The 26,696-nt window shown below is 54.7% G+C and carries 13 protein-coding genes; 2 read left to right on the top strand and 11 right to left on the bottom strand.

Annotation, left to right across the window (positions count from 1 at the left end; genetic code table 11):
- Positions 1-163: 163 nt before the first annotated feature.
- Both ligA and AEAE_RS01530 read right to left on the bottom strand, forming a co-directional pair.
- The gene (ligA, locus tag AEAE_RS06760) at positions 164-3,007 is read right to left on the bottom strand and encodes an NAD-dependent DNA ligase LigA (protein WP_094689415.1); all 2,844 of its coding nucleotides are present in this window, start codon (positions 3,005-3,007) and stop codon (positions 164-166) included.
- Between the two features lie 8 nt (positions 3,008-3,015).
- Entirely contained in the window at positions 3,016-8,154 is a 5,139-nt protein-coding gene (locus AEAE_RS01530) for a hypothetical protein (protein ID WP_094689414.1), read from the bottom strand.
- Between the two features lie 109 nt (positions 8,155-8,263).
- Here AEAE_RS01530 and AEAE_RS01525 point away from each other — a divergent pair, with 109 nt between their 5' ends.
- Entirely contained in the window at positions 8,264-10,963 is a 2,700-nt protein-coding gene (locus AEAE_RS01525; RefSeq protein ID WP_094689413.1) for a hypothetical protein, read from the top strand.
- Positions 10,964-11,112: 149 nt separating this feature from the next.
- Here the strand turns inward: AEAE_RS01525 and AEAE_RS01520 are convergent, their stop codons facing one another.
- The 3 genes from AEAE_RS01520 to glmM all read right to left on the bottom strand — a co-directional run bounded on the left by AEAE_RS01520 (position 11,113) and on the right by glmM (position 14,760).
- Complete coding sequence (locus AEAE_RS01520; RefSeq protein WP_094689412.1) at positions 11,113-12,330, bottom strand: RNA-guided endonuclease InsQ/TnpB family protein; 1,218 nt, start codon at positions 12,328-12,330, stop codon at positions 11,113-11,115.
- A gap of 188 nt (positions 12,331-12,518) precedes the next feature.
- On the bottom strand, positions 12,519-13,322 hold the full coding sequence (locus AEAE_RS01515) for a peptide deformylase (protein WP_094689411.1): 804 nt from the start codon (positions 13,320-13,322) through the stop codon (positions 12,519-12,521).
- Between the two features lie 82 nt (positions 13,323-13,404).
- Complete coding sequence (glmM, locus tag AEAE_RS01510) at positions 13,405-14,760, bottom strand: phosphoglucosamine mutase (protein WP_094689410.1); 1,356 nt, start codon at positions 14,758-14,760, stop codon at positions 13,405-13,407.
- A gap of 210 nt (positions 14,761-14,970) precedes the next feature.
- Between glmM and glyA the strand changes: the two genes are divergently transcribed.
- Positions 14,971-16,305, top strand: coding sequence for a serine hydroxymethyltransferase (gene glyA, locus AEAE_RS01505; protein WP_094689409.1), 1,335 nt, complete (start codon positions 14,971-14,973; stop codon positions 16,303-16,305).
- 116 nt (positions 16,306-16,421) lie between these two features.
- Here glyA and AEAE_RS06755 read toward each other — a convergent pair whose 3' ends face one another.
- From AEAE_RS06755 to AEAE_RS01475, 6 genes are all read right to left on the bottom strand, one after another.
- Positions 16,422-17,444 (bottom strand): restriction endonuclease subunit S, encoded by a 1,023-nt coding sequence (locus AEAE_RS06755; protein ID WP_158520463.1) that lies wholly within the window; start codon positions 17,442-17,444, stop codon positions 16,422-16,424.
- On the bottom strand, positions 17,434-18,870 hold the full coding sequence (locus tag AEAE_RS01495; protein ID WP_244569579.1) for an HsdM family class I SAM-dependent methyltransferase: 1,437 nt from the start codon (positions 18,868-18,870) through the stop codon (positions 17,434-17,436). The genes AEAE_RS06755 and AEAE_RS01495 overlap by 11 nt, the downstream gene beginning before the upstream one ends.
- A 607-nt stretch (positions 18,871-19,477) precedes the next feature.
- A complete protein-coding gene (pepN, locus tag AEAE_RS01490) occupies positions 19,478-22,087 on the bottom strand; it encodes an aminopeptidase N (RefSeq protein WP_094689408.1) in 2,610 nt (869 codons plus the stop codon).
- A 144-nt stretch (positions 22,088-22,231) separates the two neighbouring features.
- Positions 22,232-24,136 (bottom strand): ribonuclease J, encoded by a 1,905-nt coding sequence (locus tag AEAE_RS01485; protein ID WP_094689407.1) that lies wholly within the window; start codon positions 24,134-24,136, stop codon positions 22,232-22,234.
- Between the two features lie 313 nt (positions 24,137-24,449).
- On the bottom strand, positions 24,450-25,982 hold the full coding sequence (locus tag AEAE_RS01480) for an MFS transporter (RefSeq protein ID WP_094689406.1): 1,533 nt from the start codon (positions 25,980-25,982) through the stop codon (positions 24,450-24,452).
- Between the two features lie 6 nt (positions 25,983-25,988).
- On the bottom strand, positions 25,989-26,630 hold the full coding sequence (locus AEAE_RS01475; protein ID WP_094689405.1) for a hypothetical protein: 642 nt from the start codon (positions 26,628-26,630) through the stop codon (positions 25,989-25,991).
- Positions 26,631-26,696: the final 66 nt, after the last annotated feature.

The raw sequence follows: 26,696 nt of genomic DNA, 5'->3' as shown, positions 1-26,696 counted from the left end.
GCTTCGTTGGCAGCGCGGGCAAAGTCGCTCGTGCGCGCGCCGCGAGAGGCGCTGGCGTTGTTAAGTGCGTCGTCACTGTGAGGCGCTTTGTCAGGGCGCGGGCTGGTGTCAGCTGTTGGCTCGCGGTAGGAAGTGGCGTGGAAATCAGTTTTGCGAAACTCACTCACTCGCCGGCTCCTTCGCTCGCATCAGCTGGGCTAGCCGAACTGGCTGCGCTAGCCGAGCTGGCCGGGTTTGAGGCCGAATCCCCCGAGGCGGGGGCGTCGCCGTACCCCGGCAGAATACCTGCCGGACCATGCTCGAGCATGGCAAACAGCGCTTCCTCTCCCATCAGCGGAACGCCCAGCTCCTGAGCCTTCACCACCTTCGACTCTCCGGGGTTCTCACCAGTAATCACGACGGTAGTCTTCTTCGACGGCTTACCCGAGGAAGCCTTACCACCATGAGCCTCAATGCTTTCCTTGACTTGCTCACGAGTCATGCCCGCAATCGAGCCGGTGACCAAAATAGTGAGGCCTGCCAAAGTCTGCTCACTCGAATTCTCATACGAAACCGAGCCCACACCAGCAAGCTTCCAACTGGTGAGCAGATCATAACGCCAATCGCCTGGCTCATGAGCCTTTGCAAACCAGTCGACAATCGACTGCGCAATCTCCTCGCCCATGCCATCAATCTGAGCGATCTCTTCTTTACTCGCATTTTCGAGAGCCTCCAGCGAGCCGAAATGACGCTCCAGATCGCGCGCCTTCGTATCGCCCACATGGCGAATCGACAAAGCCGTCAGCACTCGCCACAACTGGGCGTGACGAGCCTTCTGCAGCTGCTCGAAAAGCTTGACCGTGTTTGCCGACGGGGTGGGCGGGTCAACAACAACCTCACCCTGCTCATTCTTATGACGCTTGCCCTCGTTGAAGAAGGCACGCTCGCGGCGGAAGCGGCCTGAGCCCTCACGCTTGGCGCGCTTCTTGACCTTCTTGACCGTGCCGTCCGGCTGAGCAACCTCAACCTCCCACACGTCCTGAATCGGGATTTCCACCCACTTGTACACGTCCTTCAACATTTCCGGAGTGAGGGCGAAAAGGCCCGCTTCATTGCGCAGCACCGGCTGCTGAGGGGCTGGTAGCGTCAGGCCTGGCGCGGGCACGTATGCGGCTGGCGCGGAACCCTTCGCCACGCTGATAATCTTGGTGGACGGGTCGTACGAGTCGACGCTGTCAGGACGGTTGGCCTCCGGATTGGTCAGCCACAAAGCTACCTGCTCGCCCATCGAATCGATGTCAAAAGCCTTGCGGGAAGCCAAATGTATGAGCCTCTCCTCCAGCTGTGCCGGGCAGGTTTCGGCGTTGGGGCAGCGCAAGTCGACGTCGCCCTCCTTCTCCTGGACCAACGGGGTGCCGCACTCCGGGCACACGGTGGGCATGGTGAAAGCGTGAACCTTATCGGTATGCTTGGCGCGATAGCTCAGCACCGGGCCAACAATCTCCGGAATCACGTCACCAGCCTTGCGAACGGTAATCAAGTCGCCGATGAGCACGCCTTTACGCTCAATTTCCTGCTCGTTATGCAGCGTTGCGCGCGCCACCGTCGAGCCTGCTACCGACACAGGCTTCAAGATTGCCACTGGGGTGACTCGTCCCGTACGACCCACTTGAACGATGATGTTTTCCAACATCGTGTTCACTTCTTCCGGCGGGTACTTGTAGGCGATACCCCAGCGAGGGGCGCGAGCCGTCACACCCAGCTCACGCTGGCGGGAAATATCATTGACCTTGACCACAATGCCGTCGAGAGGGTGCTCAATGTCGTAACGATGCTCGAGGTAGTAGTCGATCATGTCCTCGATTTGCTGGAAATTCGTCACCACGCGGTTATGTGGCGAGATCGGGATTCCCCACGCTTTGTACAGTTCATAGGCTTGCGACTGGTCGAGCATGGCGTCACCACGCTCACTCTCCTCAGCGCTGTATTGAATAGCGCCAATACCGTGAGCGTAGAAGGTAAGGTTACGCTCGCGCAGCACATCCACGTTCTTATTCATCAAAGTTCCTGCGGCCGTGTTGCGCGCATTGGCGAACACTGGCTCTCCTTCCTGCTCGCGCTTAGCATTGATGGCGTTGAAGGAGTCGAAGGTGAGAAAGACTTCGCCGCGCACTTCGAGGAAGGCAGGGATGTCCGCGTGGGAGCCGTCGAGCTGTTGTGGGATGGAACGGATGGCCTTGATGTTGGTTGTAATATCCTTGCCGATACGCCCATCTCCACGAGTTTCACCGCGGGTGAGAATGCCGTTTTCGTAGATCAAGTCGAGGGCGAGACCGTCAATTTTGACCTCGCAGGTCATTTCGAGCGGCTCATTCTCCCCCACTTCGAGGCTGCGGCGAGTGGAATCGTACCAGGAGCGCAGTTCTTCGATGCTGAACACATCGTCCAGGGAGAGCATGCGCGTGGGGTGCTCGATGTCGGGGAACTCGGAGCTTTGCTCTTGCTCGGTGGGTGCGTCGTTCTTCGCGGGAGTGGCGGCGAGCTCCGGGTCGACGCCGTCAGCACTCGTGTTGGCGACACTTTCGTTCACGTTGTCGGCGCTCGTGCGCTCCAGCAGCTGCTCTAAGCCTGCACCACCGACGATGTGTGACGGCGAATCAGCAGTATCAAGCTCGGGGAAATGCTTCTCCACTTGTTGAAGAGCGCGCAACCGCGCATCGAAAGCCGCGTCCGAACTCGTCGGAGCGTTATCGATGTAATACGCTTTTTGGTCTTCCAAGACGAAACCAGCAAGCAGATCATGAGCTCGGCGTGCTTGCTCGAGTGACATGTGCTGATAATCGAGAGCGCCCAAGGTAGTGATATCAGAATCGCTACCATTGAGTTCGCCCAGCACCTCATCGACCGGGCGGGAAGGCTGAGCCTCCGCGCGAGTACCAGAAGCGGGAGCCTCATCAACCGCAGAAGAAGGCTGAGCCTCATCGTCAAAGTCAAAAAGGCCTTGCTGATAATCTTGGAAAGAAGCCATATGAGCCCCTAGCGTCCCAAAGATGTCAGGAAGTAACGCTTCGCCAACATCTGAATTTCCGAATCAGTACCTGGCTGGTCAACCGCGCTCTGGTCAACATCGTTGTGGAAAACCCAACCTGAGCCGAAAGCCGAGCCGACAAGCGGCTGTGCCAAAACGAAAAGCCCAGCCTCCACCAGCGCGTAAGCCGAAAGCGAGACCATCATCTGGTCCTCCACCACCGGCCACATCGGGATGCCAAAGTTGCGCAGAATATCAGTAATCTCATCCTCCTGCGGCTCGACAAAACCACGACGCTGGCACAAGTCGCGAGCCATTTGAAGGTTCGTGTTCAAATGCTCACGGAAGCTACCCGGCAAATCTCCCGACAGCTCGAGCGCACGCAAAGAGCAAGCCACCGCAATATCCGGCGTCATCTTGCACAAAATCACGCTCAACGTGTCGTAACCAGCCGCCGCATCGCGCGCATTAAGAGAAGTGCTGATGCCGTTAAACACCGCGTGCAAAGCCGACTCATCGTCGCTATGCGAGTGCATCAGCCCGCCCTGCAGGTAGTGGCTCGTCGGGATAGCTGGAGAATGCTCAATCATCCAATCGCTGGCCAGCTGCCCCAGCCCGTCCACGCCGAAAGCATCAGCATAGCGGAAAATCAGGTCGACACAAGCGAACAGATTCTCCGGAATGGGAATCACTTGCGTGAGCGGCAGCGGCTTCAAATGATGAGCCACACGCTTGGCATTCAGCTTCTCCTGCTGCTCGTGCAACGGCACCATATGTACCTGGTTGTAGCGCAAGCGCTGAGCGTAGTCAACGAAGTAACGAGCCTTCACACGCGGGTTGCGGTCCCACAGGTAGCGGGCGCGATCCACCGCTTCGAGGAAGTTACGACGGTACTCCACAACTGCCTCATCATGCGAGTTGATCACATTATTCGCCGCAAATAGGGACAGCTGCTGGTAGAAGGTGGCGAGCTCGTGGCTGATCGTGTCGGATACCTTGTAGCTCTTGCCATCGAAAATCGCCTGGAAAATGTCGTTCTTCTGCTCGAGCAGCTCCGGGTCAGGGAACTCCTCCAGGTAGCGTTGCACCTCTTTGGAAGCGTCGCGCGCACTCATCATGCGGCTGGCCGCCTGGTCGCAGATGGTTTCGATTTGCTGGGCGATATCCTCGTACATCTTGTCGCGTTCAATGGCGAGGTCAGAGAGCGACTGGGCGCCAAGAGTCTTCGCCATTTGAGGGGAAAGCTCGCGCCGTGAGGTTTCTGGAAGTTCACCGGCACCCGAAGGCCTGAAGGACATGCTCGTCGAGCGTTCTACAGGCTCAATTGCCTGAAGATTACCATTGTCCAACATCGAGTACAGAGCATGAGCGAACAGATTGTTGCGAGGATCTTTCAACCCCACGGTGTTGATAATCTCGAGAGCTTCGTCACGCTTTAACCTGTCGCTGACCATGGTCAGGTCCCACAAGTCGATGCCCGTCTGCTCTTCGGCGGAGAGCACGCGCAAGTGCTTGCCGTCCTCAGTGGTGTCGTGCGTGGCGATGTCAGCTTGCGCGCCGGTCGGGTTGGAACCGTGAGGTTCAGCATTGTTTTCCAAGGCCTTCTCCGCGGCGGAAATGATGTCATCAGTAGTCCACTTCTTCTGGTCATCCACCTGCTTGACCAAGGAATCGGGAACCTCGGTAGGAATATCCATCATCTGCAAACCCATCGGCCCTGGGTGCGAGGCGTTGCCCTGCAACATGGAGGAGAAGAGCGGGGAATGAATGAAGGTGCGCGACATCTGGAAGAAGCCTTGCACATTCACCGTCACCTCTGTGAGCGAGGACGTGATGCCAAAGGCCACAGCCGCGATCATTCCTCCCACTTTGAGCGTGTAGTCGAGAGCTGCGAGCGTACGCTCTTTGCCACTCAAGCTCTCCATCTCCACCGTCCCGTCCTCGTCGGCAACGCGGAAGCGGAAATCCGGCCACCGGTCAGGGTTGACCATATGCAGCACAATGACCATACGTCCCTGTGCCACATGCACGTGGAAGAGAGGAGCGAGGTCAATCGGCGCATCCATCTCGGCCATCAGCGTGGACAGGGACATGCGGAAAGCCCATTCGCTCTGTTCGCGTTCCACGGCTTCAGCCATCTGAGTAGTGATCAGCGGCACGCACTTCTCCCAAATCTGAGCGGTACGCCTGCCAATATACGGGTAGTTCGCCACATGTAGCCAGTTCGGGTCGAGAAGCTCCGGGTGGTCGACTGGCAGAGGCAGAGTGTCCTCCTTACCGTCACCGTCCTTGGCAGGCCATACTCCGTACACCCAGCTGTCGTCTTGGTCTTCCAGCTCCTTCTTCACCGGCTGCATGGCGTCGTGGATCGAGCTGAGAGCATGCGAATAACCGCACAATGACGGGTCATTGAGCACCGTTTCCACCAGCGAGGAGAACTCGGCTGGGCTGAAACGCAAGTCGCTAGGGATGTTGAGCAGGCTCGGCAGCGCGCGCGAGGCCATTACCCAGGTGGAAGCGAACTCGTTAATTGCCGCATCGATAGTGGCGATAGCTTGGTGGGCGATGGGGTCATACGTCTGCTCGGTGAATTTGACGCCGAACATTCCGTTTCCTGGCCAGGTGGCCTCCACTTCGTCCTCAACGCCATCTTTGAACAGGGTGTCGAGCTCGCGAGCGCAGTGGCGCACCAGATTAACAAAGTACCATTCGCTGGATGTGATAATCAGGCCGGTTTTGCGCAAGCCGGTGATTTGGTGATACACCTTGCTCATAGCGCGCACGGTGGTGAGGTTGCGCAGGTCGGCGAAAATGTAGCGGCCACCCAAGCCCCTCAACCCTATCGTTCCCACGCCGGTGTCTGCTCCTGAGGCGCGTAAAGCCTGCAATGGCAAAATAGCCATATAGAATAAGGAGATTGCCAGGGCGTCGCGATAGTCCAAGTTCGTTTGCATTTCGACAGGCAAGTGCATGCGCAAACCGGAAATGGAGAAGCCGTCGGCAGTGCGGAACCATTGGCCCAGTTCAACATTCTCCCTACCCAGAACGATGCTGCCGTGAGCGAGAATTCCTGCACGCTCTGTGAGGAAGTGCTTGCCTTCCTGTGGCCTCTTCGTCTTTCGCACTGACGGCTGGAGTTTGCGCGACCACAGGGTTACCTTTTCGTCTTCTGAACTGAGAAGCTTGGAAACCCAGGAGCGAGGAACGAAGGAATCGTCGTCATCATCGTCGGAGTCGTCTTCGTCGTCATCTGATGGGGTGGAGCTGTCGTCCATGACGTAGAAGTTGCGCGCGGAGAAGTCAGCGTCTTCGTAGGCGGAGTCGTCAGAAGAGTAGGTGGAGAAATCTTGTTCGCTCTTCTCCTCAGGCTTGGCGTTATGGTCCCACCAGTCTTCAGGGAGGTCTGTGTTGTTGCTGCGTACTGCGTTGTCTTTTTCTTCGCTGAAGAAGTCAATGGTGGCGAACTGAGATTGCCTTCTCAGTTCTGCTTGCCATGGGTCCTCTTCGTTGGCACTGTCTGCAGTATGGGAGCTGGCGGTGTTGCTCGAGCTGTTAGCATTATCAGCACTGTTGGAAGTGCTCGAGCCATCTGCGTTATTTAAACCGTCAGAAGTGGCATTGCCAGAAGTAGCATCGTCAGAACTGCCAGTAGCGTTGGCATGTGCCGAGTTTGCCTTGTTATCAGCATCCTCGTTGTTGGTGGAAGTGCTTTCAGAAGCGCCGTTGTTGGCATCACCGTTCGTGTTACCAGTAAAACCACTCTGATCAGCTTGGTCAGCCTGAGGTGCGGGGAAAGAATTGTCCTCGTCTTCATCCTCATAGTTGAACAGGGTCGGTTCGCCACCCACATAGTTCGGGGAAACCAGGTGGTAAGGCTCGTCTTCTTCACTCAGGCTCGAGGTGAAAATGCGATGGCGAGCCAACGGTTCAGAGGCACTGGCCGCACTCGTGGTATGTGTTGTACTTGCAGCAGCTTCGCCATATGTATCGCGCTCGTTGGGCTGGTCGCTCTCACCGCTCTCGTCACTTGCCTCATTCTCATCGAATGAGCGCAGAGCAGTTCCCCACGGGTTGGAACCGTAGTTATCAGCTTGGTCAGCTTCATCAAACTCGGGGCCCTGGTCAGACTCGTAAGCCTCACCAGTCTGCTCATTCTCTTCATCCCAGCCCAGCATCTGGTTCATCTGGCGAATCAGCTGCGCCTGAGAGTGAGCATTGCCGACCGCACGGGCCTGATAATCATCCTGCATAATGTTCACATCATCAGGAATGGTTTGAGCATACTCAAACAAACGAGCCCTACTAGAATCCTCAAACTTCAACGGATCCCACAAACCAAAACGAGTGAAGCCCTCCTCACTCACCTGCACTTGCGAATCCAGATCTACCTCGAAAGGCTTGTCATTGCGCAGTTGAGCGTCAAAACGCGCTTTCGCCTTCGCACTGGCCTTCTCCGCAGGCAGCCATGCACGAACAGAGTCGAAATCTTGCGTACTGTCAATCTGGGAAAAGGCGAGAGCACACTTCCCCTGCTGAGCGTCCTCCTCCGGCTCAGCATTAGCCGTATGAATGTTGCCCAGCGAGTCGCCAAGGGCAATGCGATGGAACCAGTACGACCTACCCTGCTCGTCCACAAAGTCGGCCGCGCTCACCGGCTGCTCGGGCTGTTCAAAAGTGTTGAAGCGCTCAGTCCAAGTCGAAAAGTCAAAATCAGTGTTACGCCAAGCCATCCAGACGTTATCCGCGGTCAGGGCAGGCATTTCCTTCAAGTTACCCAAGTGCGTGAGGTCAAAAATCAGCCTTTTACCCGACTGCTCGCCCATCACGCGCAGGTACATTTTCTCCAGCTCGCGCAGGTCTTCTTTCTGCACCTCGCTCAGCCGGTGAGGTTCACCGACGAAGAAGTAGCCCAGCTCAAACTGCGCCTTGTCGGAAGGCAGCTGAAGCCAACCGAATCGCACCCCCTGAGGCTGGCCGTCAACCGGATCGTACACGCGCATGGTCGTGGTCAGCGGAATCGGGGTACTGAGCGGCGCAAGAAGCATGATCCGCTCTAAACCTTGGTGCAGATGCGTGCTCAGTAGGGCAGGATCCTCCACAAACTTGACATACTGATGAGAATCTTCACCATGATCCTTTTGCATCATCACTCGCCCTCCTGGCAAGTGGCTGTTTCGTGTTAAGCCACTGCTTCAACTATAACCGTTTCAAACTCTCCTCGAGCCCTGCTCTTGCTGAATCGGTAGAATCGAAGTCGTGAGTACTGCACAATCACCTCAAGGCACTGGCCTCAAGATTGCCACGACAAGAGAAACGGCCGACAATAATTCCGCGCGCATTGCCCGCGCGAAAGCATGGTTGCGTCGGCGTCGCGGCCTGGCGATCTCGCTTTTGTGCGCCGTTTTGGTGATTTTGCTGGTGGAAATCTTCGTTTTCAACATTCGCTTCTGGCAAAGCTTCTCCTCCCCTCGCGCTCTTGACCCGCAGTCAGTGCGCGTCACTTACTCTTCTGGCTTACAGCGTTCGAGTTCTGAGCTTTTCACGGTGATTGACGGGCAGAAGAGCTACGTTGAGGTCAAGCCGATTGATAGCTATGAGTTTTCCGACCCGATTGACATGGTTCATGTCATTTCCACCCCTCAATACACTCCCGACTCCTCCGCCGAGCTCGTGGGTAGTAGCACGGATAGCGATGCAAAGGTTGCCGGCGAGAGGCAGTGGTGGGTTGGCGTGCGCGTGCAAGTGCTTCCCGTCGGTTCGAACCAGTGGGTGACGGGTGAAGAACAGACTTACGCTCCTGGCGTTGAAGCTTCGAGTTACTTGAAGGTAGATGCGCTCAATAACCCCCATCAGCGCGTTCAAGCTTTGCGCTTGTGGTTCCAAGCTCCCCTGGGCTCGACTTTTGCTTTTGGCTCGTTGCGCCTCAACGACCGCCCGCCTTTTAGCATCAGCCCTCTTCGCGTTTCTCTTCTGGTTTTCGTCGCGCTGTTCATCATTTGTTTTGTCGACCCACGCTCAGCCTTCTACCGTCGTCGCTACAACCCGCGCAGCCCGGCTCAGCTGGCACTCATCTGCGTGGGGCTTGCTCCTCTCGCTCTGGCTGCCATTGTGGTGCCAATCTTGTTGGGTGGGGCGAATATTGGGCCAGTGAAGCCAACGATTGGCAATTACACCTACGAGCAGGACCAGTACGCTCGCCTTGCCGACGCGCTGATTCACGGGCATCCTTGGCTGGACCTTCCTGTTCCTGACCAGCTTGCCCAAGCTCGCAACCCGTATTCTATGGCTTTGCGCGCTCAAATGCTCTCCGAGGGTGTGGCTCCTGTGTTTTGGGATCACGTGTTTTGGGGTGGCCGCTGGTACGTGTACTTCGGCTTGCTCCCCGCTCTGCTCTTCTTCGTACCCTTTGAGCTGCTCACCATGCTCTTTAACGGCGGGCAGGGCTACGGATTACCAGCGACGGATGCTGTTCTGCTCACGCTTTTCCTGCTCAGCGTGTGGTGTGTGCTGCTCGTCAGCCGCCTGATTCAGCGCTATTTCCCACAGACGAGTTTGGGTATGGCGTTGATGCTCTTCTTTGGCGTGATGACCGGCTCGAATCTGTTCTTCCTGTTGTTTAAGCCTGATTTTTACGCCACTCCGGTGGCCCTCGGCGTGCTGCTGGCTTTCCAAGGCTTGTGGTGCTGGCTGTCGGCTCGTCGCGTGGTGGTGGGAGTTCGTCCTGGCAAACGCTCGTGGCTCGCTCGTCATGTTTTGCCCGCTTCCCTGCTCTTAAGATTGTCACCGCGCGATAAGCTCATCACCCGCCCGTGGGCCTTGAGCGATGGAGTCTACCCTCCGCTGGCGAGCTCGAAGGTGGTGCGCTGGCACAAGCCTTCGCATCTCCGTGCTGCTTGTCGCATGAGCTCATCGGCAAGTGCGAGCTCTCCTCGTACCTCTGCTCGTGAGTTTGCCGCCTACGCACACCTCGCCACAAACAAGCGCCAAGCTCAAGCCTTGTGGTCAACGCATCCGGAGCTCACCATCACCTATGTTTCCCGCCTGCACTTGGTGTGGGGAACGCTGCTGCTCGCCGCGAATATTGGCGCCCGCCCACACTTGGTAGCAACGGCGTTGTTGGCGTTCGTGATCTTTTGGCCGGAGATTCGCCGTGGCGTCTTCTTCACCTGGCTTCAGGCGAACGCCTGGAAGAAGGACGGTGGCAAGGCGCGTCAGTTACGCTGGCAATCGCTGACAAATGATGCGAGTGTCATCCTCACCGGCCTACTCACTTTCCTGCCGTTCTTGGCTTACAATTACTGGCGTTTCGGCTCGTTTACTGACTTTGGCAACAAGTATCAGCTCACCGTCATCGATTTGACGACGTATAAAGAGCCGCTCAACTTGCTCGCGCCGATTATGTACTATTACTTGCTCATTCCAGTGAAATTCTCGGCTCACTTCCCCTTCTTGGGTATTGCGGCTACCCCGTTGAGCTCGTGGCAGTATGAGGAGCAGTGGAGTGGCGGACTACCGTGGCTAATCCCGTTTACTTTGCTCGCGCTGATCACGCTGGTGGCGTGGCGTCAGCTTCGCGCCAAGCACTTGGTGGGTTTGGTTTCTGGCTTGTGGTTGCTGGGCCTTTTGTTGTGCGCTTTCGACTCGTACTACGCAGGATTATCACTGCGCTATCTCGCCGATTTTGCCTGGGCTTTTGCCCTTCTTGCGGTTTTGGGCGCGCTCCTCGCCCAGGCGTGGGCGCGTAGTTTGCCGGATACACCTCATCACCGCTTCGGCTTGACGAAGACGCGCGGGCTTGCTCTGGTTCACTCCTTTGTGGGCCTGATCACTTTAGCAACGTTCTTATTGCTGTTGATGATGATATTGAGCCCTCTGCGCAATTCGACCTTACACGATAACGCTTCGAACCTGTGGTTTAGCGTGCGCGCACTGTTTGTGAACGGTTTCACGGTTTAGGCCCGCCCTTTGCTCCGGTCTCACGGCCAGATTCCGCAGTTGTCTCTACAGTTTTCACGGTTTGACTTCCTCCCCCGACTGAAGTCGGGGGATTCCTCCCCTCACGGGGAAGAGTTTCCTGTAGGTTGAGACGATTCACGCTCTTGTGTTTACCGGAGTGTTGCTTCGGTGAGGCGTGAATCCCCGCAGGCTCGAACCGCCAGTCCGGCGGATAGTATGTTTATGGCGGCGTTCAGGTCGCGGTCTTGCATGGTATGGCAGTATGGGCATTCCCATGTTCTGACGTCCAATGTCTTCCTGCCAGTGTTTTTGCCGCACGTGTGGCAGATTTGACTGCTGGGATACCATTGGTCGATGACCGTGAGTTGGCGTCCGTACCATTCGGCCTTGTATTCGAGCATGGTGCGGAATTGTCGCCAGCTTGCGTCCCTGATGCTTTTGTTCAGACCGCTTTTCGCCTTCTGCCCGTTGCGCAGGTACTGTCCCGGATTGTCCGAGTCAGGTTTTGGCTTGCAGCGTCGGCTCATGTTCTTGACAGCCAAGTCCTCGATGACAACCGTTTGGTTTTCACGGATGATTCTCGTCGAGAGCTTATGGAGAAAGTCGGTGCGACTGTCTTTGACCTTCGCGTACGCCTTAGCCACCTTCAACCGGGCTTTACGATAATTGTTGCTTCCTTTCTTCTTCCGGGCGAGTTTTCGTTGCAACAGCCCGAGTTTCTTCAAGTGTTTTCTCAAGTATCGTGGATTGTCGATTTTCTCACCATTGCTGAGGATGGCGAAGTGTTCCAATCCCATGTCGATGCCAACCATGTTTCCATTCTTGGCTGGTTGAAAGATGACATCTTCGACCAGTATGCTGACGTGCCAGCGTCCAACCGCGTCCAAACTGACCGTCACGCTGGACGGTCGGCTTGGACGTGGCAGGGTGCGCGACCACCGGATATGCAATGGTTCGCGCATCTTCGCCAACGTCAACGCTCTGTGCTCCCCATCCCATGTGAACGCGGAGACCGTGTAAGTGGCGGAACCGCCCTCGTGTTTCGCTTTGAATCTCGGATAGGAGCCGGTCTTGTCGAAGAACCTCTTGAACGCAGCCTGCAAATGCCGTAGCGATTGTTGCAACGGGACAGACGACACTTCCGTCAGATAGGAGTGTTCCTCTGTCTTCTTCCAAGCGGTGAGCATTCGGCTCGTGTCCGAGTAGCCGACCTTCTCCCGGTGGAGAGTCCACGCGGTCGAGCGGGCGTCCAAGGCCATGTTGTACACCTTGCGGCAGCACCCCAGAGTACGACGGAGCATGTTCTCCTGTTCCGTCGTGGGGTAGAAGCGGAACCGGTATGCCCGCTTTACTGTCTTGGTGTTCATGTTTCCAATATAGCACACTACTTTACATATGTGAGCTAGAATAGTAAAAAGATAAGCACCTTATATCCCCCGGCTAAAGCCGGAGGTTGTACAGCGCAAAACATAAAAAAGCGCTGAACCACACGGTTCAGCGCTCATCGCGGTGATAATCTCGGATCACTCAGCTTGTGCTCAGCAGTCGCGTAGCTTCAGAAGCCGAGAGTTGCCCTCGCCTCGTCCATCAGGCGCGGATCCCACCACAGCTCGCCCAAATTCTCGTCAGTAGCCAGCGAGCGCGTTTCTGCCTTGTCAATGTAGACTTCGCCAGAAAGGTGGTCAGTTTCGTGCTGGAAAATACGAGCCGGCCAGCCATGAAGATTTTCACTGTGCTTCATGCCCTTCTCGTCATACCAGGTTGCTTCAATATCCAGCCAGCGCTTGCGCACTGCCTGATAACCAGGCATGGAAAGGCAGCCTTCGTAGAAGCTTGCCGTCTTCTCACCAATCGGCTTATACACCGGATTGATAATCAGATGGAAGGGGAATTCCGCGACTTCGCGAGGGTCGTTTTGCGGGGTGAGCATGTCGAGCTCTTCGCCGTCGTAATCCTCGTCGTAATCCTCATCCTCATAATCCTCAGCGTCGAAAGCCTCGTCGGCATCCGAACCAGCCGCAGAGGAAGAGCTGGCGTCGAGGGAAGAAGCGGACTGATAATCTTGAGCGTCAAGGTCGGAAAGGTCGACGACGTGATCCTCAACGACAGCGAAAGCCAACGGCAAGCCAATTTGAGGGGCTGCCAGGCCAACGCCCGGAGCTTCCAACATCGTCTTGCGCATCGCCTTGGTGAGCTTGGCCAGAGTTTTGCTGGACAGCTGGCCGGTGTACTCCTGCCATTCGGCGCGTAAAACGGGCTCTCCCAGGCTCACGATAGGCAACAATCCGTCTGGGAAACGCTTGAGCATGCCCTCCACCTCGTGGTTGAGCTGCTTATCAATAGGGCCTGAGAAAGCCATAACACTCCTTACAACAGCGAGCCGCTACAAGCGGCCTTGAACCGCGCCGAAAAGGTGACGGCGAGGCTCAACAACGGCGAGCCTACGCCAAACGGTCAGCAACGACGGCAGCGAGCTTCTGAGCCACCTCAGTAGCCTGTTCATCGCTGGCAGCCTCAACCATCACACGAACCAAAGGCTCCGTGCCCGACGCGCGCAAAACCACACGGCCAGTCTCGCCCAGAACCTTCTCCTGCTCCTCAACCGCCTTGCGAATCTCAGGGTCCGTATTGGCCTCATTCTTGCGAGGAACGCGAACGTTGATCAGCTCCTGAGGAAGCTGAGGGAAGTCAGCGGCAAGTTCTTCCAAGCTCTTGCCCGACTTGCACACCTCGTGAGCCAGCGTCAAAGCAGTCAACGTGCCATCACCAGTCGTGGCAAACTGGCGGTTGATCACATGGCCTGACTGCTCACCACCCAGCGTGTAATCATGAGCCAGCATTTCCTCCAGAACATAACGGTCGCCAACGGCAGTCTGAACAGTCTTAATGCCCATATCACGCAAGGCGAGCTTCAAGCCCAAATTGCTCATAATTGTCACCACGAGAGTGTCATGGTTGAGCTTGCCCTCATTCTTCAGCGCGCGAGCGAGAATGCCCATAATCTGATCGCCATTGACGAGGTTACCCTTACCGTCCACAGCCAAGCAGCGGTCAGCGTCACCATCGCAAGCAACACCCATATCCGCCTTCGCAGCAACGACCATCGCCTGCAGCTGCTCCGGATGCATAGAACCAGCGTTCTCATTGATGTTGTAGCCATCAGGAGAGGCGTTGATGACGATGACCTCAGCACCGGCCTCGCGCAAAACATCAGGAGCAACAGCAGACGTTGCACCGTTGGCGCAATCCACCACAATGCGCAGACCCTTCAAAGGTGCCGGGTCCTGAGAGGTTGCCGAGCGCACAATATGCTCGCGGTACATCTGGGTTGGGGTTTGAGAATCGTGGTGAATACGGCCCACGTTCTTGCCTGTTGGACGCTGCCAATCTTGGCCCAGAATGGCTTCAATTTGGTCTTCCTTCTCATCAGAAAGCTTGAAGCCACCACGAGCAAAGAACTTAATGCCGTTATAAATCATCGGGTTATGAGAAGCCGAGACGATACCAGCAAAATCAACGTTGAGCTGAGTAGACAGATAAGCCAAACCTGGGGTGGGAATGACGCCGACATCAATGACGTCGAAACCACCAGCCGACATGCCAGCAGCCAAAGCAGAGGAGAGGAAATCACCAGAGACGCGAGTATCGCGCCCCACGAGAGCGCGCTTACGGCCCTCCCCCGTGTGATCCTTACCTAAAACGCGAGCAGCAGCTTCACCCAAGTCGAGCGCCATCTTTGGTGTGAGCTCTTGGTTGGCGACTCCTCGAACGCCGTCAGTTCCGAACAGACGTGGCATGTTTGTGCCTCCTTCATGAAACTCTTCTGCTTATAGAGTAGCCGCAGGCTTGCCCCAGCGGTATCCGAGCTTGCCCCAGCAGTATCTGAGCTCACCTCAGCGAAAGAGCACCACTATCCGGTAGAATTTTCACTATCGCACTCTCATGCGCGCAACCAGCTCACAGCGAGAGAAGCTAAAGGTAGCACATTGCAAGAGAAAGAAGAGAGCATGACCCAGGAACACACACCCGCCAGCGTTCTGAATGAACCAATTTCTGTGGTCGACCCTGATGTCGCCGCTGTTCTCGATTCCGAACTACACCGCCAGCAAACCTACCTGGAGATGATCGCCTCGGAGAATTTCGTGCCTCGTGCCGTCATGCAAGCCATGGGCTCGGTGCTCACCAATAAGTATGCGGAAGGCTACCCTGGCCGTCGCTATTACGGTGGTTGCCAAGAAGTCGACAAAGTGGAAAACCTTGCTATTGAGCGCGCCAAAGCACTCTTCCACGCTGACTATGCCAACGTTCAGCCTCATTCTGGTGCTCAGGCCAATGCGGCTGTCTATCACGCTCTCGTCGAGCCTGGCGACACGGTAATGGGCTTGGCTTTGGCTCATGGCGGTCACTTGACTCACGGCATGAAAATCAACTTCTCTGGTAAGAATTACCACATGGTTTCCTACGGGCTGGACCCGCAAACCTACCGCATCAATATGGACATGGTTCGCGAGCAGGCGCTGAAAACGCACCCGAAGATGATCATTGCCGGCTGGTCAGCTTACCCTCGTCAGCTCGATTTCCAAGCTTTCCGCGATATTGCTGATGAAGTCGGCGCCTACTTGTGGACGGATATGGCTCACTTCGCTGGCCTCGTTGCTGCTGGCTTGCATCCCAACCCGGTTGAGTATTCCGATGTCGTTTCCACCACTATTCACAAAACTATCGGCGGCCCACGCTCGGGAATGTTGCTCTCTCGCGATGCTGCACGATTTGGCAAGAAGCTCGATTCGGCAGTCTTCCCTGGTCAGCAGGGTGGCCCGCTCATGCACATCATCGCTGGTAAGGCAGTAGCCTTCAAGATTGCCATGAGCGAAGAGTTCAAAGACCGTCAGCGCAGAACCTTGGAGGGTGCGAAGATTCTGGCTTCTCGCCTTCTCGCTGATGATGTGAAAGACGCGGGAATTAGCCTGGTAACTGGCGGCACTGACGTTCATCTGGTCCTCGTTGACTTGCGCAATTCCGCTTTGGATGGACAACAGGCAGAAGACCTCCTCGACCAGGTTGGCATCACCGTCAACCGCAACGCTGTGCCGTGGGATCCTCGCCCAGCCAAAATCACGTCTGGCCTTCGTATTGGTACTCCTGCTTTGGCAACGCGCGGCTTTGGTGCCCAGGAATTTGAAGAGGTCGCCGACATTATTGCCACTGCTCTGCGTGATGGCAAGTCTGCTGATGTTGAGGCTTTGCGTGCTCGCACCGCCCGCTTGGCTGAAAACTTCCCGCTGTACGAAGGCCTCGATCAAACTCACGGTTCAGTCGCTGACTTCCCTGCTGCCAATTAAGCTGCACCGTCAACAAGGCAGAACTTCAGATTGTCACTGCAGATAATCACTGCAAAAGCCCAGCGTTCACAAGAAACGTTGGGCTTTTCTTATACTGTCACAGCTGTAATGAACTATCACAATCGGTCGCCATATGGTAATGACTTAATATAGTTCTCCATCCACTGCCAATCAGGAACTCCATCGCTTGTCACAGGAAGCCTAAGCTCTGTATTACGAATTGAATCGAGCTTAAAGGCCCTGCCGTAGGAGTATCTGTACCGCTCCCGCCGCAACAGACACGTGATGAACAGACCTGTGTACTTGTTCATCCAATCAGCACGTGCCGCGATAATGTGTTCGCCTGCCACAAACGGCCCTGGCTGATACGATATTGTGGATGTCGTATCACCGATAACAATTGCGTTCCCATTCTCAACGTTGCCCAGTCCCGCATTTACTACGAGCGACTTAACACTATTATCTAAATCAGTTCTGGTAACATACGGAATTACCTTTTCGTTCCACACGCCAACTTGCTCAAGCTCACTGTCATCATATGCCGCAACTTTATAAATTGAGTCGAATAATTCCTCGGCACGGAACTCACGCCATTCATGTATATCAAACTCGAGAGGTTTTAGAGTATTTTTCCCAGCATTTCTTGTCTTTAGCGGCTCACTGTGTAGCGAACTGATATACAACTCCATCCACTGCCAATCAGGCTTGCCATCGGATGTGGCAGGAAGTTTGACTTTGGTGGCCGTCATATTGTCGAGAGTCCACTTACGACCGTATGAATACCTGTATTTATCATGCTTGAGAACAGCACACACAAACAGACCCGTTGCGGGGGAAAGCGTTCCGTGCTCAGGGCGAAGATACAAAGCGTTCACATCGTCAGTAGCCCAATAGGGTGTCGGCTGGTAAAACGCTTCTCCCACCGAGCCGTTATAGCTCAATGAAATCGTATTGCCCTCATGAATGGGTTCCTGCCCAATATAATTCGAGACACCATTGTTGGAATCTATTGCCCCGATATACGGCGTATTACCCTCAGTTTGATCTTCGGAAGTTAGGCGCTTGCCTTTGCGAATATCAAACAGTCCATCATCACCGCCAAGCTGGAACCATTTCCACTTAGTCGTATCAAGCTTCATACACCACCCCCGTTTTCACCAGATAAGCGAGGTAGTCATTGACCGTCTGTTGAAAATCGTCCTCTGTAAGTGTCGTGTAATCAGTTTCCATGTACGCTTCGCACAGCCACTCATCGTTACCAGTAACCATCTGACGGGCGCTGAAACCAGTAATGACATCACGATTCTTATACGTGTTGAGCCACTTCTTCTCGATGGACGACCATAGGCTAGTACCGTTCTCGTCCATCTGCTCGACGCGTCCAAGGTTCTTTCGCTTCTTGAAGCCGTCATCCTTACAGTAGGCGAAGAACGTCTCGCGATTAGCAGACTTATGCGGCGTACCCACGTCAAAGACCATGCAGCACGCGCAGGCACTTGCGCCAGGGTAGAAGATGTCATCTGGTAGCGAGAACACTGCATCAAGAGTATTATTCTTCAGAATTGCGTTCTTCATCTTCTTCATCAATGTGTTATTACCAATAGCAGCAGCCATGGGAAGCAACACTGCAAGCTTTCCTGACATGTTATGCTCGTTCATTTGGTCAAGAATGAACTTGAGAAAATAAAGTCCCTTCGAAGGATCAGTTTTGCTCTTTCCCCATGTGCTCGAATAGTTTTTCGGAACTTGCTTAGCCATGGCATTATAGGGCGGGTTCATCAGCACCACATTGAACTTAACACCGTCGTCTATAAAGCGAGGAACTTCTTCGAAACAACTACCCTGAACTATGTTGGAGTTACCATCACTATGAATCAACATATTTGTTGTGGCAAGGCCATATACAAGCTCATCGTATTCAACACCATAAATATGATGCTTTTTAACTGCATCTTCTTCTACCTGGGTGTGACAATCTGCAAGTGCTTTCGTCATCGCCCTTACTAGGAATGAACCACTTCCACACGTCATATCCAACACCACAGAGTTTCGATTGACATTGCATATTTTAGTCATGAAGTCTGTAATGTGATCTGGTGTAAAAGCCTGGTTTTTATCTGATTTTCCAACGTACTTGTTGAATGTAATGAAGAATAGATTAAGAAGATCCTGCCCTGCTGTGCTCTTGTCATTAATAAATGGGAAAATCCGCGTCCTAATGAAATCAAGAATCAGACACAAGCTCTCGCTATCCATTTCACGAACATCTTGAGATTGAAGAACTCGCTGATCAATCAAAGTCAGCTTCTCAGCCTTCTGCAAAGAGCCTTCGAGCAGATTTCCCAGAATTGTCCGAATTCCACTGATAACCTGGGAGGTCTCCATTTTTCTGTTGTAATTCAGCCCGTTCTTAATAGCCAACAGGCACGTTCCAACAAACTGAGAGCGCAGCTTCTCTGCAATACCGTGGCGATGCAACAACTCATTGAGCTGATAGGTGTTGCGCATAACTTCTTCTTTGTTATTTGTATGCTTCGCATCGAACATCGCGACATATTCTGGCATAGAACGTATTGCAGTTTCGTTTACTAACCTCGTATCGTTCTCAACTTCAGATCTCCATACAAGAATTCTGTCATCACTGGTATTAGCTACCATCGCAACGATTTTATTTCCGGTTAGTTGCTTCTCATACTCAACGTAAGCGGCTAATTGCTCCTCTACTTCAGATGTCTTCTTATCAAAATCTGTCTTCGTCTCGATTAGCAGGGAGACACCATCGAGCTCAAATCTTCTATCAATTTTTTGCCAAATACGATCCCCCCCCCCCGCTTCTTTATTGGAATGAATTCAATTCCCTTTGCTTTGAATGCTTTCGGGTAGCTAAATTCGCTTTCTTCAACGTTAGTAGTTAAGTAATTCAGGCCTACCGTGTTGACAATTTTTTCGCGGATCAATGTTCATTCCTTTTCTAGGACTTAATCTTATGTGCTCTAACGATAAGGCAATACTAGTTCACACCCAGCCAAGCTTCCTGCTGAGCAATTACGTGTGCGAAAAAGCCCGCTGTACTGAGTACAGCGGGCTTTTTCGCACACCTGATCTCCCCTGCTTGAGATGAATGGCAATGATAATCTCAAGCCATCAACTGAAGCTGACAGGTGATGACAACTTACTCGCCAAGAGTAGTGTTATAAGCGCGAACACGAAGGTCACGACGAGAGCCATCCAAGTTTTCGAGAACCATACGGCGAAGTGCGCGAGCGGCATCAGGGTTCTTATCCAACCAAGCGTTACCAGCCTCGACGAGCTTGCCAGCATCAGCGAAGTGAGGATACAAGCCACCACCGCGCAGAGGGTTGATGATGTTCTCAGCCATGTGGAAGCTCTTGTTCTCCCAAATCCAATTGATGGTATCGAAGAACTTATCCACATACTCGGCGTACAGCTTCGGGTCAGAGTTGGACGAGAAGCCATTGACTACTTCGCCAATCTGAGCGTTGGTGAGCTTGCTATCGTGCAGAGCTTCATCCCAAGCCCACGCCTTCGCTTCTGGAGTTGGCTTCGCAGCACGAGCACCCATGGCGAACTCACGGTTCTCAGTGGTGTCGTTCTTAGCGAGCTCTTCCTCAATCTCGAAGTCGCCAATCAAGCCCACACGAGCCTGAGCGCGCAGGATGGACCAACGCATGTTGTTGTCCACCTCGAGGCCCTTCATCGCAGAAGTGCCAGCCAACAAGGCCTTGCTTTCATCAGCAAAGGCAGGGTCAGCAGCCAAGGAAAGCCATGCGCCCACCAACTGGAACTGCTCATCAGAGCCTGGCTTCAACAAAGCCAAACGCCACATTTCGCGAGCAGCGTCGGAGAGCACCATCTCACGCTCGGAAGGAGCAACATAGTAAGCTGCAGCCTTCTGAATCTCAGACAGAGCGTAACGGAAGGTAGTGGACTGAGTTTCTGTTGCCAAAGCCTTCAAAGAGGTCTGAACGAAAGTCTTGGCAGGAAGCTCAGCATCGCGAGTCATATCCCACAGAGCCAGCCAGGAGGTTGCACGAGCCTCTGGATCAGCGAAATCAGTGAGATGCTCGACGAGGAAGTTCAACGAATCCTCATCGAAGCGCAGCTTTGCATACGTCAGATCATCATCATTGAGCAAGATGAAGTCAGGACGCTTCTGGCCCACAAGCTGTGGAACTTTCGTGCAAGCACCGTCAATGTCCAACTCCACCTGGGAGGTGCGCACTACAGAGCCATCCTGCATGTTGTAGAAGCCAACGCGCAGACGGTGTGGACGCAAGGTTGGGTGGTCAACATCAGCAGTCTGGCGAATTTCGAACTCGGTGATCACACCATCGTCGTCAGTCTCCACCAAAGAGTGCAAGGTGTTCACACCCGAAGTTTCCAGCCACTTCTCACTCCATGCCTTCATATCGCGGCCAGAAGTCTTCTCCAGCTCAGCGAGAAGGTCAGCCAAAGTAGCGTTGGAGTACTGGTACTTGACCAGGTAGTTGTGAATACCCTCGAAGAACTTGTCACGACCAACATAAGCCATGAGCTGCTTGAGAAGCGAACCGCCCTTGGCGTAGGTAATTCCGTCGAAGTTCACTTCGGTGTCATGCAGATCGTTGATCTCAGCTACAACAGGGTGAGTGGTAGGAAGCTGATCCTGCGCCTGACCCCAGCTCTTTTCACCAGAGGTGAAGGTTGCCCATTCACTCTTCCACTGCGTTGCTTCAGCAGTGCACAGAGTGGACATGAACTCAGCGAAGCTCTCGTTGAGCCACAGGTCGTTCCACCACTTCATGGTGACCAGATCGCCGAACCACATGTGTGCGAGCTCGTGCAAAATGGTTTCATCACGGCGGTCAACCAGAGCGTCAGTCACCTTGGACTGGAACACATACTGATCGCGAATGGTCACTGTGCCGATGTTTTCCATAGCGCCAGCGTTGTATTCTGGCACGAAGATCTGATCATACTTGGCGTATGGGTAAGGCACGTTCCACGTCTTGGCATAGAAGGCGAAGCCGGCCTTGGTGACGTCGAAGAGGTACTGGGCGTCACGATCCATACCGGCCTTCAAGCTTTGGCGAGTGTAGATGCCCATTGGCACCACGCGGCCATCCTCATTGTTGTACTCGGTGTGCCAGGAAGCGTACGGGCCAGCGATGATGGCGGTGAGGTAAGAGCTCATCTTTGGAGTGTCTTCGAAGCTCCAGCGCTTAATACCTTCCTTCTTGCCACCAGTGAGCGTACCCTCTTCGGTCTCGCCTTCCACCTTCTCAGCTTTGCCCGGCATGATGGACAGAACAGTCCATGATTCTGGCGCGGTGACGGTGAAGGAGAACACAGCCTTGAGGTCTGGCTGGTCGAAAACAGAGTAAACGCGGCGAGCGTCCGGAACCTCGAACTGAGTGTAGAGGTAAACATTGCCGTCGGTCGGGTCGACGGAGCGATGCAAGCCTTCGCCAGTGTGCGAGTAAATGGCGAGTGCGTCGACTTCGACCTCGTTGTGTTCCTCAAGATTATCAAGCTGGATGCGAGAATCTGCGAATACAGCCTTCGGGTCGAGGTCCTTGCCGTTCAGGCGCACAGAACGAACTTCTGCTGCCACGAGGTCGAGGAAGGTCGAACGGCCTGCGACGGCATCAAACGTCACCTTAGTGTGGGAGACAAAGGTCTCATCACCCTTGGTGAGGTCAACGTTAACCCAGTAACGAGGGTTGGACACGGTGGCAAAGCGCTCTTCGGCTTCCACGCGCGTCAGGTTCACTCCTGGCATGCTGCCCCTTTCATCAGTGATTTCTTACACATGCTACACAGTGGGACACCCGACCTCGAGTTTTCACTGCTGTTTTTGCTCTCAGTCAAGTGCCCCACAAACTTTCTTCGGTTATGCGCTGCCCTGGCAACTTACTTATTGGACTTACTTCTTTGACTTCACTGCCAAGTCGGTCACCACAGGAACGATCATGGGGCGGCGATGCAATTCGCGGGCAATCCACGAACCCAAAGTGCGGCGCATCACCTGCTGCAAGCGGCCAGTATCCGTAGTGCCGTCCTGCATGGCTCGCTCCAAAGTGTTGGTCACATCGTCACGAACAGCGGCAAACTCCTCTTCATCTTCAGCAACAGCGTTGAGGAAGATGCGAGGGCCCTTCACCACCTTGTTGATGCGCGTATCGACGACGACGAAGCTCGACACAAAGCCTTCGGTGCCCAAAATCTTACGCTTTTCGAGTTCTTCATCGGTCAGCTCACCCACCGAGGAACCATCCACATACACGTAGTGGCATGGAACCGAGCCGACGATGGCAGCCTTGCCCTGGTAGAGGTCGACCACATCGCCATCGCGGGCGAGAACCACATTCTGTGGGTCAACGCCCGTCTTGATAGCGATCAAGCCGTTGGCCACCTGGTGGCGGGATTCACCGTGGATTGGCATGGCGTTCTTTGGCTGGACGATGTTGTACAGGTAGAGCAACTCGCCTTCGTCAGCGTGGCCGGAAACGTGAATGGCTGCGTTGTCGCGGTTGATCACTTGAGCGCCCAAGCTAGTCAGCTGGTTGATCACACGGTACACTTCGCTCTCATTGCCTGGAATGAGCGAGGAAGCGAGGATGACAGTATCAAACTCGTTGACCTGAATGGTTGGGTGGTTGCCGTTGGCAATACGGCCCAGCGCGGCAAGTGGCTCACCTTGCGAACCCGTGCACATGTACACCAGTTGCGTATCTGGAATCTTCTGTGCATCGCGCAGGTCAACAACAGTGTCCTCAGGAAGCTTCAGGAAGCCTAGGTCAGCGGCGATACCCATGTTGCGAACCATGGAGCGGCCGACGAACACGACCTTACGGCCATACTTGTGTGCCACATCCACCACTTGCTGAACGCGGTGAACATGCGAAGAGAAGCTGGCCACAATGATCTTGCGACGAGCAGTAGCAAAGGCATGGTCAAGAGCTGGCGTGATGGAGCTCTCCGGCTTGACGAAGCCCTTGATTTCGGCGTTGGTGGAATCTGCCATGAGCAGGTCCACTCCCTTTTCACCTTGCTTGGCGAATTCGCGCAAGTCGGTGATGCGGTGGTCGATAGGAAGCGGGTCGATCTTGAAATCGCCAGTGTCAATCAAGCGGCCTGCTGGAGTGGAGACAGCAACAGCCAAAGCGTCCGGGATGGAGTGCGTCACCGAAATAAACTCCAAGTTGAACGGGCCTACCTTGGCGGTGTCCTTATCGTCTACCACGTGGCAGATTGGCTTAATTCCAAATTCTTCGCACTTTGCCTGTACGAATGCCAAGGTCAGGGAGGAGCCGTAGAGCGGAATATCTGGCTTCTCGCGCAGCAGGTAAGGAACAGCGCCGATGTGGTCCTCATGGCCGTGGGTGAGCACGAGCGCATCCACCTTGTTCAGGCGTGGGCGAATGTAGGAGAAGTCCGGCAAAATCAGGTCAACGCCTGGCTGCTGGGAGTCAGGGAAGAGAACACCGCAATCGATGAGCAGCAGGTGGCCGTTGTATTCGATGGTGTTCATATTGCGGCCGATTTCGCCCAAACCACCGAGAGCGACGATACGCATGCTGCCGCGACGGTACTTTGGTGGCGCTACGAGCTCGGAGTCATCCTTCGGCACCTGGTTTTCATTCGGCACTGGCAGCGGCTTCATTGGTATTCTTCCCTGCGCGCGACGGCCGTATTTGCGCGAATGAACTGCAGCATTGCCGTGAGCAGCGCCGGTTCGATGGGTGGAGTGGCTTGTCAGGCGCGTGCTGCGCGATGCGGAATTCGCACGATGCACCCTGGAGGAATGGACTGAATGATTTCGAACCATTTCTATATTTTTCTTTCTCTTTGGCGAAAGTCCGTCAGCAACTACAGAACTTCCGCTCGGGCCAGTGCCAGTCGCACTAGCTTGTAGGCCTCATTCAACAGAGCGCTAGCACCAGTTGCCTGTGCTTACGTCGGTTGCTAGCTCTGTCACGCTATCGGCGGTACTGTGCGTGTTCACAGTGCTCGCATGTGTGATAGTCTCTTCAACTCTTCCAGCCTACCCGTGCGCCTGCCCTGAACTGGAAACAGGTTGGTAATCTGGAGAAATTCTTGTATTTCTCAAGATTACCAACCTGCTTATTCACTTTCGCTCGTTATGCTACCTGTCGCAATTCTCGGATGCGCAACCGGATGTAAGAGGCGAGCTCGGGCACCACGCTCGGGTGTGTTGCCATTACGAAGAGGGCCGCGAACAGCACGGAAACCCAGGGCATCATGAAGGACCATTGGTAGCCGAAGTGGTCGAGCACCACGCCAACTGCTGCCGAGCCGATGGAGTTACCCACCGCAGAACCGGTGTTCAGCCAGCTCAAGCCTTCAGTGAGGAAGGTACCAGGAACGGTGTCTTCCACGATCATGTTGACTGTTGCAAAGACTGGGGAAATCACCATACCAGTGATGAAAGCAGCTGGCACGAAGAGAAGGAGATCGTCTTTGCACATGTCGATAAGCCCGAAGCCCACCACAAGCAGGAGCATCATGGTCAGCAAGCGTGACCACAGTGGCATTCTCCACGAGCGCGAACCGTAAATAATGGCACCCACCAAAGAGCCAGCCGAGTAGACGGCAAGGTAGACGCCAGAAGCTGCTTCAATGTGGTGAGCTTGAGCCAAGGCAACCACAGAAACGTCATAGGCAGAGAAGCTCGAGGAATAGATGATGAAGGTGAGGAAGAGTGTGACCATGCCCGGGAAGCCGAGGGCGAGTTTAGGCGCGTTCTTCTTCATGCTTCGCTTCAGCCTCAGCCAGCGGCGCGGGCTCAAGCGGCTCAAGCGCTGCTGGTCGGAAATCGGGGCGTCGCTGTCCATGCGGTAGATCGTGCTGTCGGCTGGAGCAGCCTGCGCAGCGGAATCGTTCTGTTCGTTGGCCTCGGCGGACTGCGGCTTACTCGTCGTTTCGGTGATCAGCGCGGTTGACTTGGCCTTCGCCGACTGCAGGGTGAAGAAGATGGCACCACCGATAGTCTGGGCGATCAGAGGCAAAATGAGCTGCGAAGTCGGGTTGACGGAGGTTGCCAACGAAGTAGCAAAAATAGGGCCGATGATGAAGATGAGCTCATCAATTGCTGCTTCCCAGGCGAATGCGGTGGAGAGCAGCTGGGAGGCCTTCTCTTCGCTCATTTTTCCGTCTGCTGCTTCTTTTCTGAGCAGGTTGGTCCAGCGGGTTCGAGCCAGAGCGCCAAAGGAGAACTGAGTCAGGCCGAGGAAGATCGCGAAAATATAGAGTGACCACAGAGGCGCGCGGAAAACGAGGGCGAGCACGAACACGAGCAGTGCCCCAGAGGAGAGTGGCAGTGCGATGCGGCCGGTGATGTATTGGCCGAACTTGTCAAAGCAGCGCGCGTAGATTGGCGTGCACACGGCGGCGAAGAACACGTAGACGGCAGAGAGTGTTCCTGCGTTCGTCCAATCGTTGTAGATCATGCGCATGGCCAGCACGATTCCCAGCGAGAGCATGGACATCGTCAGGCGTGCTGTTGCTGCGGAGAAGGAGAAACGGCGGCCTTCTGCATAGCTGAGAATCTGCAGGTAGGGGCTTTTTTCTTTGCGGGGTTTTCTGCTGTTTTGTGACGGCATGTTCTGAGCCGCGTTCATCTGACTTGCCACAGTGTCCTCAGTTTTCTTCATGGTGGGTCAGTCGGCTTCGTTTGTCATGCCGACGTAAATGTACTTTTCCAGTTCGGGGTAAATGGCCGACTTCATGCTGGCCACGCGGGTCAGGCCTCGATGGTCATAGAAGCCGACAGAGCAGGATGAGTCGGTGAAGAGGAAGTATGTTTTCGCTTGGGCTTGGCGCAAAGCGGTCAACCATTGGTTGAAGGTTCGAGAACCCAGATGGTAGCCGCGAGCTTCTGGCTCCATAATGAAAAGCCTCAGCTCAGCGTCAGTCATTGCTTTCGCATGCTTTTCCAGCTTTTCGTCTTCGGCGATATCTGCTGCGTGGAAGCGGATTGCCTGAGGCTTGAGGCGGGCGAGCTGCTCGCGCGCTTCGTCTCCCAGACGGGTGAGTTCTGCTTGGATTGCTGGGGCTACTGCGTCTTTTTCACTGTTGATTGTGCCTACGGCAATGCCCGCTGGCTTGTCGTTGACTTCCACGACGCATGACCATGTGATGCCTGTGAGGAGAGCTTCAACTTCGAGGGTTGCTTCGAGTTGTGCTGCTTCGGGGGCGTCCCCTTCTTCGTGGGGGTACCAGGTTCGTTGGTCAAGAGAAATAATCCAAGGAATGTCTTGTGGCATGATGCGTCGCATGGTGACCTTGTTCATTCCTGGCATTGAGCTCCCTTTCTGTTGCGAAGTTTACCCAGCGCTCGTGCGAGCTAGTGTTTCTAGCTTTTGCCT

This window comes from Aeriscardovia aeriphila (genome assembly GCF_002259595.1).
GTDB classification, from domain to species: Bacteria; Actinomycetota; Actinomycetes; order Actinomycetales; family Bifidobacteriaceae; genus Aeriscardovia; species Aeriscardovia aeriphila.
This window is presented reverse-complemented; position numbering and strand designations above follow the sequence as displayed.

What these genes read in the sequence shown, in the direction of transcription:
- AEAE_RS06755 (WP_158520463.1), bottom strand. Translation starts at nt 17,444, where the DNA reads ATGAAGCTTGATACGACTAAGTGGAAATGGTTCCAGCTTGGCGGTGAT.
- AEAE_RS01515 (WP_094689411.1), bottom strand. Translation starts at nt 13,322, where the DNA reads ATGGCTTTCTCAGGCCCTATTGATAAGCAGCTCAACCACGAGGTGGAG.
- AEAE_RS01530 (WP_094689414.1), bottom strand. Translation starts at nt 8,154, where the DNA reads ATGATGCAAAAGGATCATGGTGAAGATTCTCATCAGTATGTCAAGTTT.
- glyA (WP_094689409.1), top strand. Translation starts at nt 14,971, where the DNA reads ATGACCCAGGAACACACACCCGCCAGCGTTCTGAATGAACCAATTTCT.
- AEAE_RS01475 (WP_094689405.1), bottom strand. Translation starts at nt 26,630, where the DNA reads ATGCCAGGAATGAACAAGGTCACCATGCGACGCATCATGCCACAAGAC.
- AEAE_RS01495 (WP_244569579.1), bottom strand. Translation starts at nt 18,870, where the DNA reads ATGCCAGAATATGTCGCGATGTTCGATGCGAAGCATACAAATAACAAA.
- AEAE_RS01485 (WP_094689407.1), bottom strand. Translation starts at nt 24,136, where the DNA reads ATGGTTCGAAATCATTCAGTCCATTCCTCCAGGGTGCATCGTGCGAAT.
- ligA (WP_094689415.1), bottom strand. Translation starts at nt 3,007, where the DNA reads ATGGCTTCTTTCCAAGATTATCAGCAAGGCCTTTTTGACTTTGACGAT.
- AEAE_RS01480 (WP_094689406.1), bottom strand. Translation starts at nt 25,982, where the DNA reads ATGAAGAAAACTGAGGACACTGTGGCAAGTCAGATGAACGCGGCTCAG.
- pepN (WP_094689408.1), bottom strand. Translation starts at nt 22,087, where the DNA reads ATGCCAGGAGTGAACCTGACGCGCGTGGAAGCCGAAGAGCGCTTTGCC.
- AEAE_RS01520 (WP_094689412.1), bottom strand. Translation starts at nt 12,330, where the DNA reads ATGAACACCAAGACAGTAAAGCGGGCATACCGGTTCCGCTTCTACCCC.
- glmM (WP_094689410.1), bottom strand. Translation starts at nt 14,760, where the DNA reads ATGCCACGTCTGTTCGGAACTGACGGCGTTCGAGGAGTCGCCAACCAA.